14 protein-coding genes are annotated in these 15,740 nt (G+C 58.0%); 1 reads left to right on the top strand and 13 read right to left on the bottom strand.

Features of this window, described 5'->3' with window-relative positions; genetic code table 11:
- From AKU79_RS10450 to AKU79_RS10475, 6 genes are all read right to left on the bottom strand, one after another.
- Positions 1–999, bottom strand: a complete 999-nt coding sequence (locus AKU79_RS10450) for an ABC transporter permease (RefSeq protein ID WP_050523548.1) — start codon at positions 997–999, stop codon at positions 1–3.
- Positions 1,000–1,084: 85 nt separating this feature from the next.
- Entirely contained in the window at positions 1,085–3,124 is a 2,040-nt protein-coding gene (locus tag AKU79_RS10455) for an ABC transporter substrate-binding protein (RefSeq protein WP_050523549.1), read from the bottom strand.
- A gap of 248 nt (positions 3,125–3,372) precedes the next feature.
- The gene (locus AKU79_RS10460; protein WP_050523550.1) at positions 3,373–4,908 is read right to left on the bottom strand and encodes an alkaline phosphatase family protein; all 1,536 of its coding nucleotides are present in this window, start codon (positions 4,906–4,908) and stop codon (positions 3,373–3,375) included.
- Between the two features lie 65 nt (positions 4,909–4,973).
- Positions 4,974–5,807, bottom strand: coding sequence for a universal stress protein (locus AKU79_RS10465; protein WP_050523551.1), 834 nt, complete (start codon positions 5,805–5,807; stop codon positions 4,974–4,976).
- 12 nt (positions 5,808–5,819) lie between these two features.
- Positions 5,820–7,310 carry a SulP family inorganic anion transporter gene (locus AKU79_RS10470; protein ID WP_050523552.1) on the bottom strand — a complete coding sequence of 497 codons (1,491 nt, stop codon included), beginning with the start codon at positions 7,308–7,310 and terminating at the stop codon, positions 5,820–5,822.
- A gap of 240 nt (positions 7,311–7,550) precedes the next feature.
- Entirely contained in the window at positions 7,551–8,609 is a 1,059-nt protein-coding gene (locus AKU79_RS10475; protein ID WP_050523553.1) for an Ldh family oxidoreductase, read from the bottom strand.
- A gap of 124 nt (positions 8,610–8,733) precedes the next feature.
- Between AKU79_RS10475 and AKU79_RS10480 the strand changes: the two genes are divergently transcribed.
- Positions 8,734–9,423 carry a GntR family transcriptional regulator gene (locus AKU79_RS10480; RefSeq protein WP_082224000.1) on the top strand — a complete coding sequence of 230 codons (690 nt, stop codon included), beginning with the start codon at positions 8,734–8,736 and terminating at the stop codon, positions 9,421–9,423.
- A 9-nt stretch (positions 9,424–9,432) separates the two neighbouring features.
- Here the strand turns inward: AKU79_RS10480 and purN are convergent, their stop codons facing one another.
- The 7 genes from purN to lon all read right to left on the bottom strand — a co-directional run bounded on the left by purN (position 9,433) and on the right by lon (position 15,542).
- The gene (gene purN / locus AKU79_RS10485) at positions 9,433–10,020 is read right to left on the bottom strand and encodes a phosphoribosylglycinamide formyltransferase (protein ID WP_050523554.1); all 588 of its coding nucleotides are present in this window, start codon (positions 10,018–10,020) and stop codon (positions 9,433–9,435) included.
- Entirely contained in the window at positions 10,017–11,078 is a 1,062-nt protein-coding gene (purM, locus tag AKU79_RS10490) for a phosphoribosylformylglycinamidine cyclo-ligase (RefSeq protein WP_408002840.1), read from the bottom strand. Before purM ends, purN begins: the two co-directional genes overlap by 4 nt.
- A 149-nt stretch (positions 11,079–11,227) precedes the next feature.
- Positions 11,228–11,473, bottom strand: a complete 246-nt coding sequence (locus tag AKU79_RS10495) for a hypothetical protein (protein WP_050523556.1) — start codon at positions 11,471–11,473, stop codon at positions 11,228–11,230.
- 39 nt (positions 11,474–11,512) lie between these two features.
- Positions 11,513–11,758: a hypothetical protein gene (locus AKU79_RS10500; protein WP_050523557.1), complete on the bottom strand. Its 246-nt coding sequence runs from the start codon at positions 11,756–11,758 to the stop codon at positions 11,513–11,515.
- Positions 11,759–11,795: 37 nt separating this feature from the next.
- Positions 11,796–12,041 carry a hypothetical protein gene (locus tag AKU79_RS10505; protein ID WP_156209649.1) on the bottom strand — a complete coding sequence of 82 codons (246 nt, stop codon included), beginning with the start codon at positions 12,039–12,041 and terminating at the stop codon, positions 11,796–11,798.
- 472 nt (positions 12,042–12,513) lie between these two features.
- A complete protein-coding gene (locus AKU79_RS19735; protein ID WP_231580145.1) occupies positions 12,514–12,966 on the bottom strand; it encodes an HU family DNA-binding protein in 453 nt (150 codons plus the stop codon).
- Between the two features lie 167 nt (positions 12,967–13,133).
- Positions 13,134–15,542 carry an endopeptidase La gene (lon, locus tag AKU79_RS10515; protein WP_050523559.1) on the bottom strand — a complete coding sequence of 803 codons (2,409 nt, stop codon included), beginning with the start codon at positions 15,540–15,542 and terminating at the stop codon, positions 13,134–13,136.
- Between the last annotated feature and the right edge of the window lie 198 nt (positions 15,543–15,740).

Here is a 15,740-nt window from a genome sequence, read left to right on the forward strand (position 1 = left end):
CTATCCTATCAGCCCGCGACGCACGCGCGGATCAATCAGGGCCAGCAAAATATCGGTCACGAAGTTCAGCGCAACGATACTGGCGGTAAGAAGGAAAATAATCGCGCCGGCAAGCTGCTGATCGTTTGATCGCGCAAGGCTGTCAAACAACAGGGCGCCCGCCTCGGTCAGCGTCAAGATCAGCGCGACAATCGGCAACTCATTGAAAATCCTGTTTAAATCAAACCCGAGCGAGTTGATCACAGGCCCCAAAGAATGCTTGGCCGGATAGCGCCACAACAACCGCGAGCCGGAAACACCCCGCGCCGAGGCGGCAGTGACATAGAGCTTGCCAATCTCATCCAGCATCAAGGCCCGCACGGTTTGCAGCGCAAAGGCCGTGGCCGACCAGCCCAGAATAAATACCGGCAGCCACGCGCGCGACAGGAAATCGCCGAACTTGGCCCAAGACCAAGCCGCATCTCGATATTCCTTTGAAAACAAGCCAGTAAGGCTGTCACCGAAATACACCGTGGAAATCAGCATGATAATCAGCGCCAGCAAGAAATTCGGCAGCGCAAGGCCCAGATAGCTGACAAATCGCAAGGAATTGTTGGCAATCGGGCTGGTCGAGCTTGATGATATAATCCCGATCGGCACCGCGATCGCATAAGACAAGATCAGCGCCGCCATGCATATGCCCAAAGACACCCAGAACTTATCGGCCAAAAGCTGGTTGATGTTCAGCCGCAAAATGCAACTGTCGCCAAATTCGCCATGCACAACAACGTCATAGACCCATGAGCCCCAGCGCGTTAGAAACGGCCGGTCCAGCCCCAGCCGCACCTTTTCCGCCTCGATATCGGCCAGTGAAATCTGCGACCCCGAGGTGTTCTTGAACGCCAGATACCGCTCGGCGCAGGTGCCCGGCACCAGTTCCATCAAGGTAAACACAATCAGCGAAACGGTCAGCAAGGTGACGATGGCCAAAAAGGCACGGGTCAGCGCGAAACGAAGCATAGGCGCGTCCTACAGACAAGGGCGGGAAAAGCAGCAGGCGCGAACGCCTGCCACCACTTTAAGAACAAGGGATAACGCCTTGATCTTATTGCTCAAGATACCATTGCGGACCACGGTACGGATAGGTGCGATAGTATTCATAAGACGCGGTTTTGAACTCGGGGAAGTTCTTGACCTTGTTGTTCACATAGATCGGGTCCGGCGTCAGCGCGGTACCGATGAACAGCATGTTTTCAACCATTGCAGCAACCATCCGGTTTGCAATCGCCTTGAACTCATCCGTGCCACTTGGTGTTGATTGCAAGGTGCTGATATCAGCCATCAGCGTCTTTACATATTCCGGCGGCTCAACACCGCTGGCGCCTTTGCTATCCACCCATTCAGCCCAGAGCATACCTGTGCGATGCGCAAAATAGTTTTCAAACGGCGGCACCCACAGCTCGTTATTGCCAAGGATGATGCCCAACGGCTGGCCCTTTTCCCACAGGCCCACGTCCAGCTGGTTTGACGATTGCGCCGAGCGATACTCATCCGGCGTCACCTCTTTGACCGCCGATTTGATGCCGACATTGGCCCAATCCTGGCTGATCAGTTCAACCACCTGCCCGGCAATCCCTTGGGTGGCAAATTGCATGTTGATGACCAAAGGCGACCCATCCGGCAATTCGCGGAAGCCGTCACCGTCAACATCCTTCAGCCCCAGCTCGTCCAGCACCGCTTTGGCGGCGTCCGGATTATATTCCATCCCAAAGGTTTTCCACTTTGGATCGATATATTCCGGCAGCGGTGAAAAGCCGGTGTATTGCTGCAACTGTCCTTGGCCAAAATAGGCCGTGCTGTTCAGGTTATCGCGGTTAATCGCTTCAGACATCGCAATACGGAACTTCACATCGCCAAAGACCGCACGCTTGGCCTCATCCGGATGCGTCACGTTGAACGAAATCGTCTGCATCGCGATCTTGGGCTTCAGCTGAATGGTATAGCCGCCCTTCTCCTGATTTTCCAACAGCAGCGGTGCATCGGAAAGCTGCAAGCTTTGCGATTTGTAATCCACCTCGCCATTGACCAGCTTTAGCAAACGAACCTCTTGGTCATTGGCAAAAAGCTCATCCATTTCATTGATATAGGGCAATTGCTGGCCCGTTGTATCCACCATAAAGAAATAGGGGTTGGCCACGAAATGCCGCCCTTCGGTGGTCTCTTTCACCACGATATGGCTTTCCAGCGTTGGCGCGGCATCGCCCGGCATCTTGGCCACCAGATCGGGTGAGTTCAGCATTGGCGTCGCTGTATCCATCCAGTCCGAGTTACCGTAATAGGCGCGGATCACCGCATAGCCATTCTCAAACCCCAAAGATTGCGCCAGTTTATCGGCATCGGGGTTAATAGCGGGGTGGAACTGGCCAAGGAAATGCTTGGGCTGGAAGGCCTGTGCAAAATGCGTCGCGAAATGCGCCAAAAGGCCGGGTTTCGGTGCAGGCAGTTTGAACACGACCGTCACGTCATCGGGTGTTTCCACCGTCATACGCTCACCGCCGACAGTCACGTAATCCTTTGGTTTTTCGTTGATATTCGGGTCAAGCGCCAGATTATCATACCAGAACTTTACATCGGCCGAGGTAAAGGGCTGGCCGTCAGACCATTTATGCCCTTTGCGCAGGGTAAAGGTCAGTTGCGTAAAATCATCGTTCCACGCCCAGGATTTTGCGACGTTCGGCACGATGGTTTCAAGATCATCCGAATAGCGTACAAGGTTCACATGCCGGATCGACATGAAATCCGATGTCCCCGCCTCGGTCGCGTTCGACAACGCGTCCAGCGTGCCACCATATTTGCCAGTCGATGCATAAGGCACCACCACCAGCGGCTCGGACGGCAGGCGGTCAGCTACAGCAGGCAAGGCAGGGTTGTTGCGAATTTTGCTGTTGAAATCGGCCATGCTCGGGTTTTCCGACAGCTCCATCGTGCAATTGGCAGCCGCTTGGAATTCAGCAAGGTCATATTGTTCGGGAAAAGCGCCGGGGGCAACGCCGCCCATATCGGCGACCGAGATTGCAGGGCAGTTGGCGAGGGCTGCGAACGGTAGAATAAGCAGCGCAGCGCTGCTCAATAATAGGCGTTTCATGATCTCTCCTGTCGTGGGTTAATGCGGAAGTTTCTTCCTTCTTGTGGCGTATCCGCCTTATGTAACAAAAACGCTACGTAGTTGCGGCGTCTCAGGGCAGTCAGGTTTTTCGCGCAGTCCGGAACCAGACACTGGCGCGGGTAAACATTGGGTCACAAGGCTTGCAACTGCCTTGCCCAGGCCCAAGTATGGACGTGCAATTAATTTTCAGTCAAGTGAACTGTTTGGTAAAAAAACCTATCAATTGATCAGATTGCCTGATTTTGCGCCACGACAGCGCCCTCTTGGCTAATCATCATGCGCCGAAAGCGCCCGCCTCTGTGGCGCATCCGGTGGTCAAGCAAGGCGCGCGTCATCGCCAACAACACCGGCTGCGCTGCCGCATCCCCGGCAATATCGCGTTTCTCGCCTTCGCCTGCATGGTCAAACAACAAAGGCGGCAGGCCTGCGTTAAAATGCACCAACGTATGCTGCGCCCCGCGCAAGATGCAGTAATTCGCGTCCTCTGCCCGCAACCCAAGCGCCTTTTGCGTTGCAGTAGCAGTGATCGGATTGCCGAAATCCAGCTCGGAAAAGGTAAATTCGCGCCAGTCTGTCGGGGTTTCCCCGCGCAAAAACGGCATCAAACTGCGGCCGTCCATCGTATCCGGCACTGGCTGCCCCAACCATTCCAATATCGTCGGGGTCACATCCACAGATTCAGTCGGCGCCTTAACCACCTGCGCCTGCGGCCTGCGCGGGTCACGAATAATCAGCGGCGTATGATAGGCTGCGTCATAAAACGTCTGCTTGCCCCAGGCATAGTGATCGCCCAGCATCTCGCCATGGTCGGCCGTCACCACCAGCAGCGTATCGTCATAAATCCCCGCCTCCTTTAGCGCCGCAATCACCCGCCCGATATGGTGGTCTACCTCGGCCGCCAACCCAAGGTAGACAGCACGCAAGCTCGCCACGTTTTCCCGCGTTGGCTGCAATCCGGCAAAGCCTTCAACAACCGATGAAATCGGCGTCTGCGCATGGTTCAGGGCAATAAATGGGTGCCGCGCTTGCTCTTGCGCCAGAGTCCCCGCAACCACCGGTGCAGGCACCTCGGCGGGGTTAACCAAGTGGTTATAGGGTTCCGGCGCCACCAGCGGCGGATGCGGGCGAATATAGGTCAAATGCGCGAACCAACCTGCCGGCCGCCCCAACAGCCCACGCAAGAACTGATCCGTCAGAAAGGCCGTGTCGCTATCTTCGGCGCGGTACAGCGCAGGATCGTCAAGGCGCGGCCCGTTTGGGCGAAAAATATCGGGATAGGGCGGCACGTCATAACCCTTGGCCAGCAAATCCGCCCGCCACGGCAGGCTTTGCTCAAGCCGCATCTCGACCACCTCGTGAAACCCCGGCATCACCTCTTCATAGCTGGTCAACGCCGGGTCATTGGCGTGAAACTGGCGCGGATCTTGCGCGGAATCGGTATAGCCATAAAGCAGCGGCAAATAGCCCGCCTTACGCAGCTCGGTCGCGATATTGGGCGTGTCATGCGGCAAAGGCGTGCCATTGCGCACCGCCCCGTGGTTCATTGCATATTGCCCTGTCAGTATCGACGCCCGCGACGGCCCGCAGGGGTTCACAACCGAATAGTGCTGCGTAAAACTGACAGCCTCATCCATCAACGCGCGCAAATTCGGCATCGGCGTCACATCGGCCAAACCGCCCCAAAGGCAATCGGCCCGCAACTGGTCGATGACAATAAACAATACGTTGGGTTTGGTGCGATGCTTGGCAGGCGTTGTGGGCATGAAAGGCGGCCTCGCTTATGGGTCGCCCCATGCAAAGCCAATGCCGCCCGATAAATCAAGCCCTGTCAGCGCACCAACATCACAGGCACTTTGCACGAGCGGATCATCTCGGTCGTGGTCGAACCGATAATCAGGCTGCGGATGCGGCTGTGGCCATAGGCCCCCATAACCAACATCTGATAGCCCTCATCCTCAACCAGCTTCCCCAAGGCAACCTCGGGCTGGCCTGTCACCTGCCGCGTCTCGGCCTCAATCCCTGCTTCAAGCAGTTGCGCCTGCGCATCGGCCAACAATGGCCTGACAGACAGCGCCTCGCCCACGCTGACCACCGTCACCGCCATACCTTTGTAAAGCGGGCTTTGCGCAATATGCTGCACTGCGCGTTGCGACGACGGGCCACCGTCAAAGGCCAATAGCAGATTGGTCACTGGCGCAAAGGCTCGCGCCGCCACCAAAACCGGCACTTTGCTGCCCCGCACAATGCGTTCAAGGTTTGACCCCAAATGCCCCTTGGCAAAATCTGCCGCCTCGCCGCGCTTGCCCACAACAATCAGGTCAAACCCTGTCCCGATTTCTTCCAGCAAATCACCGTGGCGCAACCGCGTGGTCGCATCTGCAACCCCCGCCTTGGCCAATACCGCTTGGGCATCGTCCAAAATTGCGCGACCACGATGCATCACCAGCTTGGCCCGCTGCGCATCCAGCTCGGCCAATTCCTCAAGCAACGCAGTCCGCGCGCCCAGCCGGATAGAGCCGGATAAATCCTGCTCGCCCGTCTCACGCCGCCCCAAAACATGCAGCAGCTCGACTCCCGCGCCCAAACGCGCGCCCGCCCAACCTGCCAATTCACACACCGATTGCGCGTAAACCGATCCATCCACCAATGCGACGATCTTCATTTTCCGCCTCCCTTAATGTGCCAACATATTGTCAAGCGCGCCCGGTTTGTCGTGCAGCGCCAACTCATCCACAATAGTTTCGGACGCTTTGTTCATGCCGACAATCTGCACCTCGGCCCCGTCGCGGCGGAACTTCAGCACCGCCATATCCAACGCCGAAACCGAAGAAATATCCCAGATATGCGCATCCGACACGTCAATCACCACACGGTCCAGAACCTCGCGGAAATCAAAGGCTTTCATGAAATCCTCAACGCTGGCAAAGAACAACTGTCCCTCAACGCGATAGGTCCGCTCTGCCCCATCCGCCGACAAAACCGAAGTCACACGGAACAGCTGCGCAATCTTGCCGGCAAAGAATATCCCCGACAGCAACACGCCAACCCCAACCCCGATGGCCAGATTATGCGTGTAAATCACGGCCGCCACAGTGGCCAACATCACGACTGAACTTGAAGTCGGATGCGTCCGCAGCGCCTTGATCGACGACCAGGAAAACGTGCCAATGCTGACCATGATCATAATCGCCACCAAGGCCGCCATTGGAATCCGGCTCACCCAATCGCCAAGGCCCACCACGAAAACCAGCAACATCGCCCCCGCCACAAAGGTCGAAAGCCGCCCGCGCCCGCCCGATTTCACGTTGATAATGCTCTGACCGATCATGGCACAGCCCGCCATGCCGCCAATAAATCCGGTCGCCGTATTCGCCAGCCCCTGCCCGATACACTCCTGATTGCGGTCCGAAGTGGTATCCGTCAGATCATCGACGATATTCTGCGTCATCAGACTTTCCAGCAACCCCACCACAGCCACCGCCAGCGAATAAGGGAAAATAATCTGCAGGGTTTCAAACGTCAGCGGAATTTGCGGGATCAAAAACACCGGCAGCGTGTCGGGCAAGGCCCCCATATCGCCCACCGTCCGCACATCCCAACCAAATAGCAGCGTCAAAGCCGTCAGCACCACAATCGTCACCAAAGGCGAAGGCACGGCGCGGGTAATATACGGAAACAAGTAGATAATCCCAAGCCCCGCCGCCACCAGCGCATAGGTCAGCCAAGTTACTTTGGTCGGGTCCAACTCGGGCACCTGAGCCAGAAAGATCAAAATCGCCAGCGCGTTCACAAAGCCCGTCATCACCGATTTCGACACAAAGCGCATGACACGCCCCAGCTTCAACAAACCGGCCCCAATCTGCAACAGCCCCGCCAGCACCGTCGCGGCCAGCAAATATTGCAACCCGTGGTCCTTGACCAAAGTCACCATCAACACCGCCGTCGCCGCGGTTGCCGCCGAAATCATCCCCGGCCGCCCGCCTGTAATCGCACAAATCACAGCAATGGAAAAACTGGCATAAAGCCCGACTTTCGGGTCAACGCCTGCAATGATCGAAAACGCAATCGCCTCGGGGATCAACGCCAAAGCCACAACCAGCCCCGACAGCAAATCCGCCCGCACATTGCCAAACCATTGCTGACGATACAAATCCAGTGACATCATCTAACCCGCTTCCCCAATAATCCGCCGCCGCGGCCGCCTCTACAAACAAGCGCCCATCCCTACAACCAAGCCCCCCAAAAGCCAACCCTTACCACCCCCTTCCCCGCACCGCGCTTTCTTTTCGGCTCAAATATCCCGGGGGGTCCGGGGGGCTGGCCCCCCGGCTTTAAGCTTGGTCCGGGGGGCTGGCCCCCCGACTCTAGGCTCCGCCCATCCCCCAAACAAAAATCATCGTCACTCTCACAACCACGGCGCTTCCAACCCGTACTGCGCCACCAATGCCTCAAACCCGCTCACCGTCACCGGGTCCAAGGGCACGCCCAAATCACGCCGCCGGGCCGCTTCTTCCCACTCCCGATCTCCGGGCGCCATCACGCGGCATCCCGCACGCGGCGCAGAGCCGCGCAATGCCGCCAAATAGCGCTGCATGATCGCGCGCAACATGTTTCCGCCCACAAACCCCTCGGGGTCCATCACCATCACAAACGCCCCCATTTGGCGCGGCTCCGAATGCGCCTCGCCGCCCATAAAGGGTATCTCGGGGCTCAGGCGCATCCCCGTCAACGCGGCCGAGAATATTTCGGCCACCCCGCCCAATGCCGCCCCTTTGAACCCGAACACTCCGCCCACCGGCGCCAGCATTGCCACCAGCGCGGGGTCCAACACCGCCTCGCCCGCCGCATCCGATGCCACACCGTCAGGCAAATCCACCCCAAGCGAACGGTACAGCTCCACCCGATTATACGGCACGGCCGAGGTCGCCATATCCAAAAGCCACGGATTCGCCTCGCCCGTAGGCACCCCGACCGCAATCGGATTGGTACCGTGAAACTTCTCGGCCCCGTCATGCAGGCGAACAAAACTGTCCGAATTGGCCACCACAAGCGCTACATACCCCCGCTCTGCCGCAGCCCAGGCATAGGCTCCTGCAGGCCCGAAATGGCTGGTATTCTGAATGCCAACCGCCGCAATCCCTTGTGTGCCCGCCATCTCTATCGCCAAATCCAGCGCGTGATAGGTCGCCCGCGCGCCTTGCGCATGGCCTGCATCCAGCAACCCTGTCCCCGGCTTGACCTGCCGAAAATTCATCACCGGTGCCCGCGCCACCTCTCCTCCCGCCAAAACGCTGACGTAATAGGGCAGCAACCGCACGCCATGGCTGTCTACCCCGTGCAAAGACCCGTGCATCATCGACCGCGTGGCATCGCGCGCGGTCTCATTATCCGCCCCGACCGCCAAAAACGCCGCCTCACAAAACCGCGTCAATGGCGCGATTCCAACCCGTACCTCTTTTTGCATAAGCACTCTCTATCCATTGTTCTGCCCGAATAGGCCGCACCGCACGCAGCCCTGTCAACCCAACGACTTCCCTCGGCCGACGATTCCTGCGACAAAGGGCAAAGCCTATTGACCGGACGCCACAATGCCCTTGCCCACCGCCTTTCAATTTTCACTGAAACCCAGCAAAAGCGCCCAGCCTCAGGCTGCCGAGGCGCTGCGCCACGCTATTTTGACCGGCACCCTACCGCCCGGCACCAAAGTTTCGGAACAAGAGATCGCCGATGCCATAGGCACCTCGCGCCAACCCGTGCGCGAGGCATTCTTGCGCCTTGCCGGCGAAGGTCTGCTTGAAATCCGCCCTCAGCGCGGCACTTTCGTCTCTAAAATCACCACCGCCGAGGTGCTCGACGCCCGTTTCGTACGCGAAGCGGTTGAGGCCGATCTGATCCGCGTCGCCTGCAAGAATGCAACGCCGCCCGCCATCAATACTCTAAGGGATCTGCTGGCCGCCCAAGAAAACGCAGATACGCCGACGCAGTTCATGGCACTCGACGAAGCCTTCCACCGCAGCATCGCCGAAATTGCAGGCCGCGCCCGCGCATGGGATCACCTGCAAAGGCTGAAATCCCAGATGGACCGCGTACGGTTCCTGCAACTGCAAGAATTCCCAATCCCGGCGCTGATCGTACAGCACAAAACCATGGTCGATGCGATTGAAACCCAAAACGCAGACGCAGCCGAGGCCGAACTCCGCGCCCATTTGCGCCTGATCGAGGCGGACTTGCCGGGTATCGAGGCTGCGCACCCCGACTACTTTACCGCGCCGCACTAATCCGGCCCGTTAAAGCCGCAGCAACCCGCGCTCGCCCGCGCCAAAGCGGCGCAGCACAGCCGGGTACAGCCGGTGCTCTTGCACCAATACCCGCGCGGCCAAAGTATCTGCGGTGTCATCTGGCAAAACCGGCACCACAGCCTGCCCCAACAGCGGGCCGTCATCCAGAACCGCTGTCACCTCGTGCACCGAACAACCCGCCTCGGTGTCACCCGCCGCAATCGCGCGGGCATGGGTATGCAGACCGGGGTATTTCGGCAGCAAACTGGGGTGGATATTCAGCATCCGCCCCTCAAACTGCGCCACAAAGCCGGGTGTCAACACGCGCATAAAACCGGCAAGGCACAAAATATCGGGCCTCGCCGCCAAAACCGGTTTCAAAAGCGCTGCCTCAAAGGCCGCCCGATCCTTGCCAAAGGGCCGATGATCGACCGCCGCTGTCGCAATCCCCATAGCAGAGGCCGTTTTCAGCCCCCCCGCCTCGGGGTCATTCGACGCCACCAGAACCGCCCGGCACGGGTGGTCGCCCACCATATCCCGACACAAGGCAACCATGTTCGAACCACCCCCTGAAATCAGGATGGCAACACGCTTCACAGCAGCTTACCTTTGTAAACCACGCCCTCACCGGGTACGACATGGCCCATCACCACCACTTTTTCGCCCGCATCATGCAGTTGCAACGCCAACGCTTCGGCACGATCGGCCTTGACCACAAGCATCATCCCGATGCCGCAGTTAAAGGTTTTCAACAGCTCGGGCTCACTCATCCCTGCGGTTTCCGCCAACCAGCGAAACACCGGCGGCAGGGTCCATGCCGACAGATCAATCTCGCAGGCCATGCCTTCGGGCAAAACCCGTGGCGGGTTTTCGGTCAACCCACCGCCGGTGATATGGGCCAGCGCATGCACGCCGCCTGCCCGCACCGCAGCCAAGGTTTGCTTTACATACAACCGCGTTGGCGCCAGCAGCGCCTCGCCCAGCTTGCCCGCACTGAACGGGCTTTTTGCATCCCAGCCAAGGCCAGACATCTCAACCACTTTGCGCACGAACGAATAGCCGTTGGAATGCACGCCGTTCGACGCAAGGCCCAGCAGCACATCGCCAACCTCTACCCCTTCGGGCAGCGCAGTCCCGCGCTCCATCGCACCAACCGCAAAACCGGCAAGATCAAAATCGCCCTTGTGGTACATGCCCGGCATTTCCGCCGTCTCGCCACCGATCAGCGCACAGCCCGACGCCTCACACCCCGCGGCAATGCCTTCGATAATCCGCGTCGCTTGGTCCAGCTCCAGCTTGCCCGTCGCAAAGTAATCAAGGAAAAACAGCGGCTCGGCCCCTTGGCACACAAGATCGTTCACGCACATCGCAACCAGATCAACGCCAATCGTATCCACATTGCCGGTATCAATCGCAATCCGCAACTTGGTGCCCACACCATCGGTCGCGGCAACCAGAACCGGATCGACAAAGCCCGCAGCCTTCAAATCGAACAGCGCACCAAAACCGCCCAGCCCCGACATCGTTCCCGGCCGTGCCGTGCGCTTGGCCGCAGGTTTGATCCGCTCTACCAGCGCATTGCCTGCATCAATATCCACGCCTGCATCGGCATAGGTCAGCCCGTTCTTACCCGTCATATCCGCCCCCGGTTTCATAGGTCGCATCTGCGCCCAAGGATTCCCGTCTCCCTTAGACGATTGCAGCCCTATGCACAACAAAGCGAAGGGGTCAGCGCAATGCTAACCCCCTAAAATCCCGCATTTGGGGGTGCCTTCAGCAAAGGCACCCCATTTTTCTGGCCGTCTCAGCGCGCCAAAGCCGCCTTGATCGACTGTTTCACCTCATAATCGAGCATATCAGAGTTGGTGGTCAACAGGCCCTCGATCACTGTCGCCTGGCGGGCTGTCAGATTGTCAAACGACACGCCTGGCAAAATATGCTCGGCTTGCATCTTGGCAGGTGCCGACAGCGTGGTTTTTTCAGTCCAGGCATTCGCTGCGCCAACTGTCGTCAGGGCAATCAACGAGGCTAGAATAATACGTTTCATCATGTGTTCCTTTGGTTTGCGTCCACTATGCTCCGGCAGCGCTCAGCTTGCCAGTGCCTTTGCGATGATCGACTTCACTTCGGTGTCTGTCAGGTCTTTGCCACCTGTCAAAACACCTTCGATACGCGCCGCTTGGTCAGCCGTCAGGTTGTCGAACGATGCAGCTGGCAGGATGCTCTGGGCTTCTGCTTTTGCAGCCGAAGACAGGTTGGTCGGCGCCGAGGCAGCGCTCACAGCACCAGCAGTTGTCAGGGCGATCAGCGAGGCAAGAATAATACGTTTCATCATGTGTTCCTTTATGTGTTCGGTTCAGGGCAGGCCGCGATTAGCTGGCCAGTGCTTTCGAAATGATCAGTTTAACTTCATAGGCTTGCAGGTCTTTGCCACCCGTCAAAACGCCTTCGATGCGGGCCGCTTGGTCAGCCGTCAGGTTGTCGAAAGATGCAGCTGGCAGGATGTTCTGGGCTTCTGCTTTTGCAGCCGAAGACAGGTTGGTCGGCGCAGAGGCAGCGCTCACAGCACCAGCAGTTGTCAGGGCGATCAGCGAGGCAAGAATAATACGTTTCATCATGTGTTCCATTTCAGTTTTGTTTTGCGGAACCAGTTGTTTGGTCCGGTGAACATGAAATGCGCCTTGCCATGCCAAGTTTCAAATCACAGAACATTCACCTGCGATCACGGAAATTTTCCCTATTCGGCAAAGGGTTAACGAAACTTTTTCAATTCCGCCCACAAAGATCAAGTTTACTCAGGAATTCCGCGCTTTTTTGATCAAACGGTTTGTTTCAGCCGATCACGCCTGGCGCGACATCGCGTCGAAAACGGGCACTACACCGTTCATGTGCATTTTTGCACAGACGGATTCCCCCACGGCGCCGTATGACTATGTTGGAGCAAACACCTTAAAAACACAAAACGCCCGCAAAATACGGGCGCTTCATAAATTCGATCCTAACGGCCGATGACGGCTAAAATCGCCTTTGTTACAGAATCAACCTCGGTGCAGACCCGCGAAACCGCTCGAATCAACCACCTCTGCGATTCTAGTCGTCCGTATCGTCGTCATCGGGCGCCTCATTCCCGGCCGCTTTCCCGCCGCCGCGACGCAGTTTGACGATCAACACCTCAGCATTGCCCTCATCGCGCTTGCGGTTCACCTTCAGCTTGCCCAAAGGCTGCAGGTTCAGCACCTCGCCCGCAGACAGCGCATCCCCGATCACCCCCAAAGTGGCCTCGACGATCAGCTTCACGTCCTTCTTCTTCGCCCCCGATGCCCGCACAATACGTTCCACCAGCTCCTGCTTTTTCAGCATAGTGCCTTCTGCGCCCGGCAGCGGCGCCGCAACTGCCCCAGCGTCCACCACCGAAACCTTCGGCACAACAACCTCGGCCGCTGTGATCGTCGGCACCGGATTGCTGCCCGTCGCCTTGGGCTGGGCGTTTGACGCAGCCACCTCGGCAGGTTTTGCGTTTGCGGTAATTTTGGTTGTGGCCATGATGGCTCCTGCTCGAAATTGGCTTTGATGTCGCAACAGGCTAACCCGCTTTGCCAAATTTGCAACCGGTCGCGTAATATCGCGCCACCAAATGCAAAAAGGCGCGCCAATCACGGCGCGCCTTTCAATCCTGTATGGGTCAGAGGCTTAACCGCCCCCGCCGCACATCAATGCGCTGTCGCCTGCGATGCCGCACCTGCAACGGCCTTTTGCGCCGCCGCGGCCGCTTCTTCTGCGGCCTCATCCCATTCAATCGGCTCGGGCTGGCGCACCAATGCGTGCTTTAGCACCTCGCGCACATGGCTAACGGGAATAATGCTCAGACCTTCCTTCACATTGTCCGGAATCTCGGACAGGTCTTTCTCATTCTCTTGCGGAATAAGCACCGTCTTGATCCCGCCGCGCAGCGCCGCCAGCAGCTTTTCCTTCAAACCACCGATAGGCATCGCATTGCCGCGCAACGAAACCTCGCCCGTCATTGCAATATCCTTGCGCACCGGAATCTGCGTCAGCACCGACACAATCGACGTTACCATCGCCAAACCGGCACTCGGCCCGTCCTTGGGCGTCGCGCCATCCGGCACGTGAACGTGAATATCAATCGTCTCGAACTTCGGCGGCTTCACCCCGATTTCCGGGCTGATTGACCGCACATAGCTGCTCGCCGCGTCGATCGACTCTTTCATCACATCGCCCAGCTTGCCGGTTGTCTTCATCCGGCCTTTGCCCGGCAGCCGCAGCGCTTCAATCGGCAGCAACTCGCCACCCACGCTGGTCCACGCCAAACCGGTGACCACACCAATCTGGTCCTCGGCTTCGGCCAGCCCATAGCGATGCCGTTTGACGCCAAGGAAGCCTTCCAGCCCCTCAATCGTCACCTTCACCGCTTTGGTCTTGCCTTTCACGATCTCGGTCACGGCCTTGCGTGCCAGTTTCGCCAGCTCGCGCTCAAGGTTGCGAACCCCGGCTTCGCGCGTATAGGTCCGAATGACCTCTAGCAGCGCATCATCGGCGATCGAGAATTCACCCTTTTTCAACGCATGGTTCTTAACCTGCTTGGGGATCAAATGCTGCTTGGCAATCTCGCGCTTTTCATCCTCGGTATAGCCCGACAGCGGAATAATCTCCATCCGGTCCAGCAACGGGCCGGGCATGTTATAGCTGTTCGCCGTGGTCAAAAACATCACGTTCGACAGGTCATACTCGACCTCAAGATAGTGGTCGGTAAAGGTCGCGTTCTGTTCCGGGTCCAACACCTCCAACATCGCGCTGGCCGGATCTCCGCGGAAATCCTGCCCCATCTTGTCGATCTCATCCAACAAAATCAGCGGATTGGTGGTTTTCGCCTTTTTCAGCGCCTGAATAATCTTGCCGGGCATCGACCCGATATAGGTGCGCCGGTGGCCCCGAATTTCGGATTCGTCGCGCACACCGCCAAGCGAGATGCGAATAAACTCACGCCCCGTGGCCTTGGCAACCGACCGGCCAAGCGAGGTTTTACCAACGCCGGGCGGGCCAACAAGGCACAGGATCGGGCCTTTCAGCTTGGCCGAGCGCGCCTGAACCGCCAGATACTCGACAATCCGTTCCTTAACCTTTTCCAGCCCGTGGTGATCGGCATCGAGCACAGCCTGCGCCTTGGACAAATCCTTTTTCACACGGCTTTTTGTGCCCCATGGCACGCCCAGCAACCAATCCAGATAGTTGCGCACGACGGTCGCTTCGGCGCTCATCGGGCTCATGTTTTTCAGCTTTTTGATCTCGGACTCGGCCTTTTCGCGCGCCTCTTTCGACAGCGCGGTTTTGGCGATACGGGCCTCTAGCTCGGCCACCTCGTTCTGGCCATCCTCACCATCGCCGAGTTCCTTTTGAATGGCCTTCATCTGCTCATTCAAATAATACTCGCGCTGCGTCCGCTCCATCTGGCTTTTGACGCGGGTCTTGATCTTTTTCTCAACCTGCAAAACGCTCATCTCGCCTTGCATATGACCGTAGACTTTTTCCAGACGCTGGCCGATATCAAGCGTTTCCAACAAGGCTTGCTTGTCGGCAACTTCAATCCCCAGATGGCCTGCGGCCAAATCGGCAAGGCGCGATGGCTCACGTGTGTCGGCCACAGCCGAAAGCGCCTCTTCGGGGATGTTTTTCTTGATCTTGGCATAACGCTCGAACTCGTCAGCCACTGCGCGCACCAAGGCGCTTACCGTGGCTTCATCGCCCGGCAATTCGGTCAGAGGCGCGGCCTCGGCTTCAAAGAAGCGGTCGTTTTCAATGAATTTCGTGATGCGCACGCGCGACTTGCCTTCGACCAGCACCTTCACAGTGCCATCGGGCAGTTTCAGCAATTGCAACACATTGGCCAACACACCCGCGCGGTAGATACCGTCTGCTGCCGGGTCGTCAACGGTTGGGTCCATCTGGCTGGACAGCAGGATCTGGCGGTCATCGGCCATCACCTCTTCCAAGGCGCGGACCGATTTTTCACGGCCCACAAACAGCGGCACAATCATGTGCGGAAACACCACAATATCGCGCAGCGGCAATACGGGGTAGCTGTTGGATTTAACGTCGTTCATCTCATTTCCTCTCTGGCAAGAAAGCCATGCCCCGTCGTTTCGGCAGCAATCGGCTTTCCCCTCTCTGGTCACCATATCTGGTGTTGCGGGATGGGGCTGTCAACCAGCCAGCCCTTATTTGCCCCAATCATGCGCCCGCAATTAAAGCACAGCAAGCAGGGATTGCGTGAAATTTAACAGAAAAATGACGCCACTGCC

The sequence above is a fragment of the Pseudorhodobacter wandonensis genome, assembly GCF_001202035.1.
Lineage (GTDB): Bacteria > Pseudomonadota > Alphaproteobacteria > Rhodobacterales > Rhodobacteraceae > Pseudorhodobacter > Pseudorhodobacter wandonensis.

Excerpts from the sequence above, each read along its gene's own strand:
- purM (WP_408002840.1), bottom strand. The coding sequence starts at position 11,078 with ATGAAACCGGGGGCGGATATGACGGGTAAGAACGGGCTGACCTATGCC.
- AKU79_RS10455 (WP_050523549.1), bottom strand. The coding sequence starts at position 3,124 with ATGAAACGCCTATTATTGAGCAGCGCTGCGCTGCTTATTCTACCGTTC.
- AKU79_RS10465 (WP_050523551.1), bottom strand. The coding sequence starts at position 5,807 with ATGAAGATCGTCGCATTGGTGGATGGATCGGTTTACGCGCAATCGGTG.
- AKU79_RS10475 (WP_050523553.1), bottom strand. The coding sequence starts at position 8,609 with ATGCAAAAAGAGGTACGGGTTGGAATCGCGCCATTGACGCGGTTTTGT.
- AKU79_RS10450 (WP_050523548.1), bottom strand. The coding sequence starts at position 999 with ATGCTTCGTTTCGCGCTGACCCGTGCCTTTTTGGCCATCGTCACCTTG.
- AKU79_RS10505 (WP_156209649.1), bottom strand. The coding sequence starts at position 12,041 with ATGATGAAACGTATTATTCTTGCCTCGCTGATCGCCCTGACAACTGCT.
- lon (WP_050523559.1), bottom strand. The coding sequence starts at position 15,542 with ATGAACGACGTTAAATCCAACAGCTACCCCGTATTGCCGCTGCGCGAT.
- AKU79_RS10480 (WP_082224000.1), top strand. The coding sequence starts at position 8,734 with ATGCCCTTGCCCACCGCCTTTCAATTTTCACTGAAACCCAGCAAAAGC.
- AKU79_RS19735 (WP_231580145.1), bottom strand. The coding sequence starts at position 12,966 with ATGGCCACAACCAAAATTACCGCAAACGCAAAACCTGCCGAGGTGGCT.
- AKU79_RS10460 (WP_050523550.1), bottom strand. The coding sequence starts at position 4,908 with ATGCCCACAACGCCTGCCAAGCATCGCACCAAACCCAACGTATTGTTT.
- AKU79_RS10495 (WP_050523556.1), bottom strand. The coding sequence starts at position 11,473 with ATGATGAAACGTATTATTCTAGCCTCGTTGATTGCCCTGACGACAGTT.
- AKU79_RS10470 (WP_050523552.1), bottom strand. The coding sequence starts at position 7,310 with ATGATGTCACTGGATTTGTATCGTCAGCAATGGTTTGGCAATGTGCGG.
- AKU79_RS10500 (WP_050523557.1), bottom strand. The coding sequence starts at position 11,758 with ATGATGAAACGTATTATTCTTGCCTCGCTGATCGCCCTGACAACTGCT.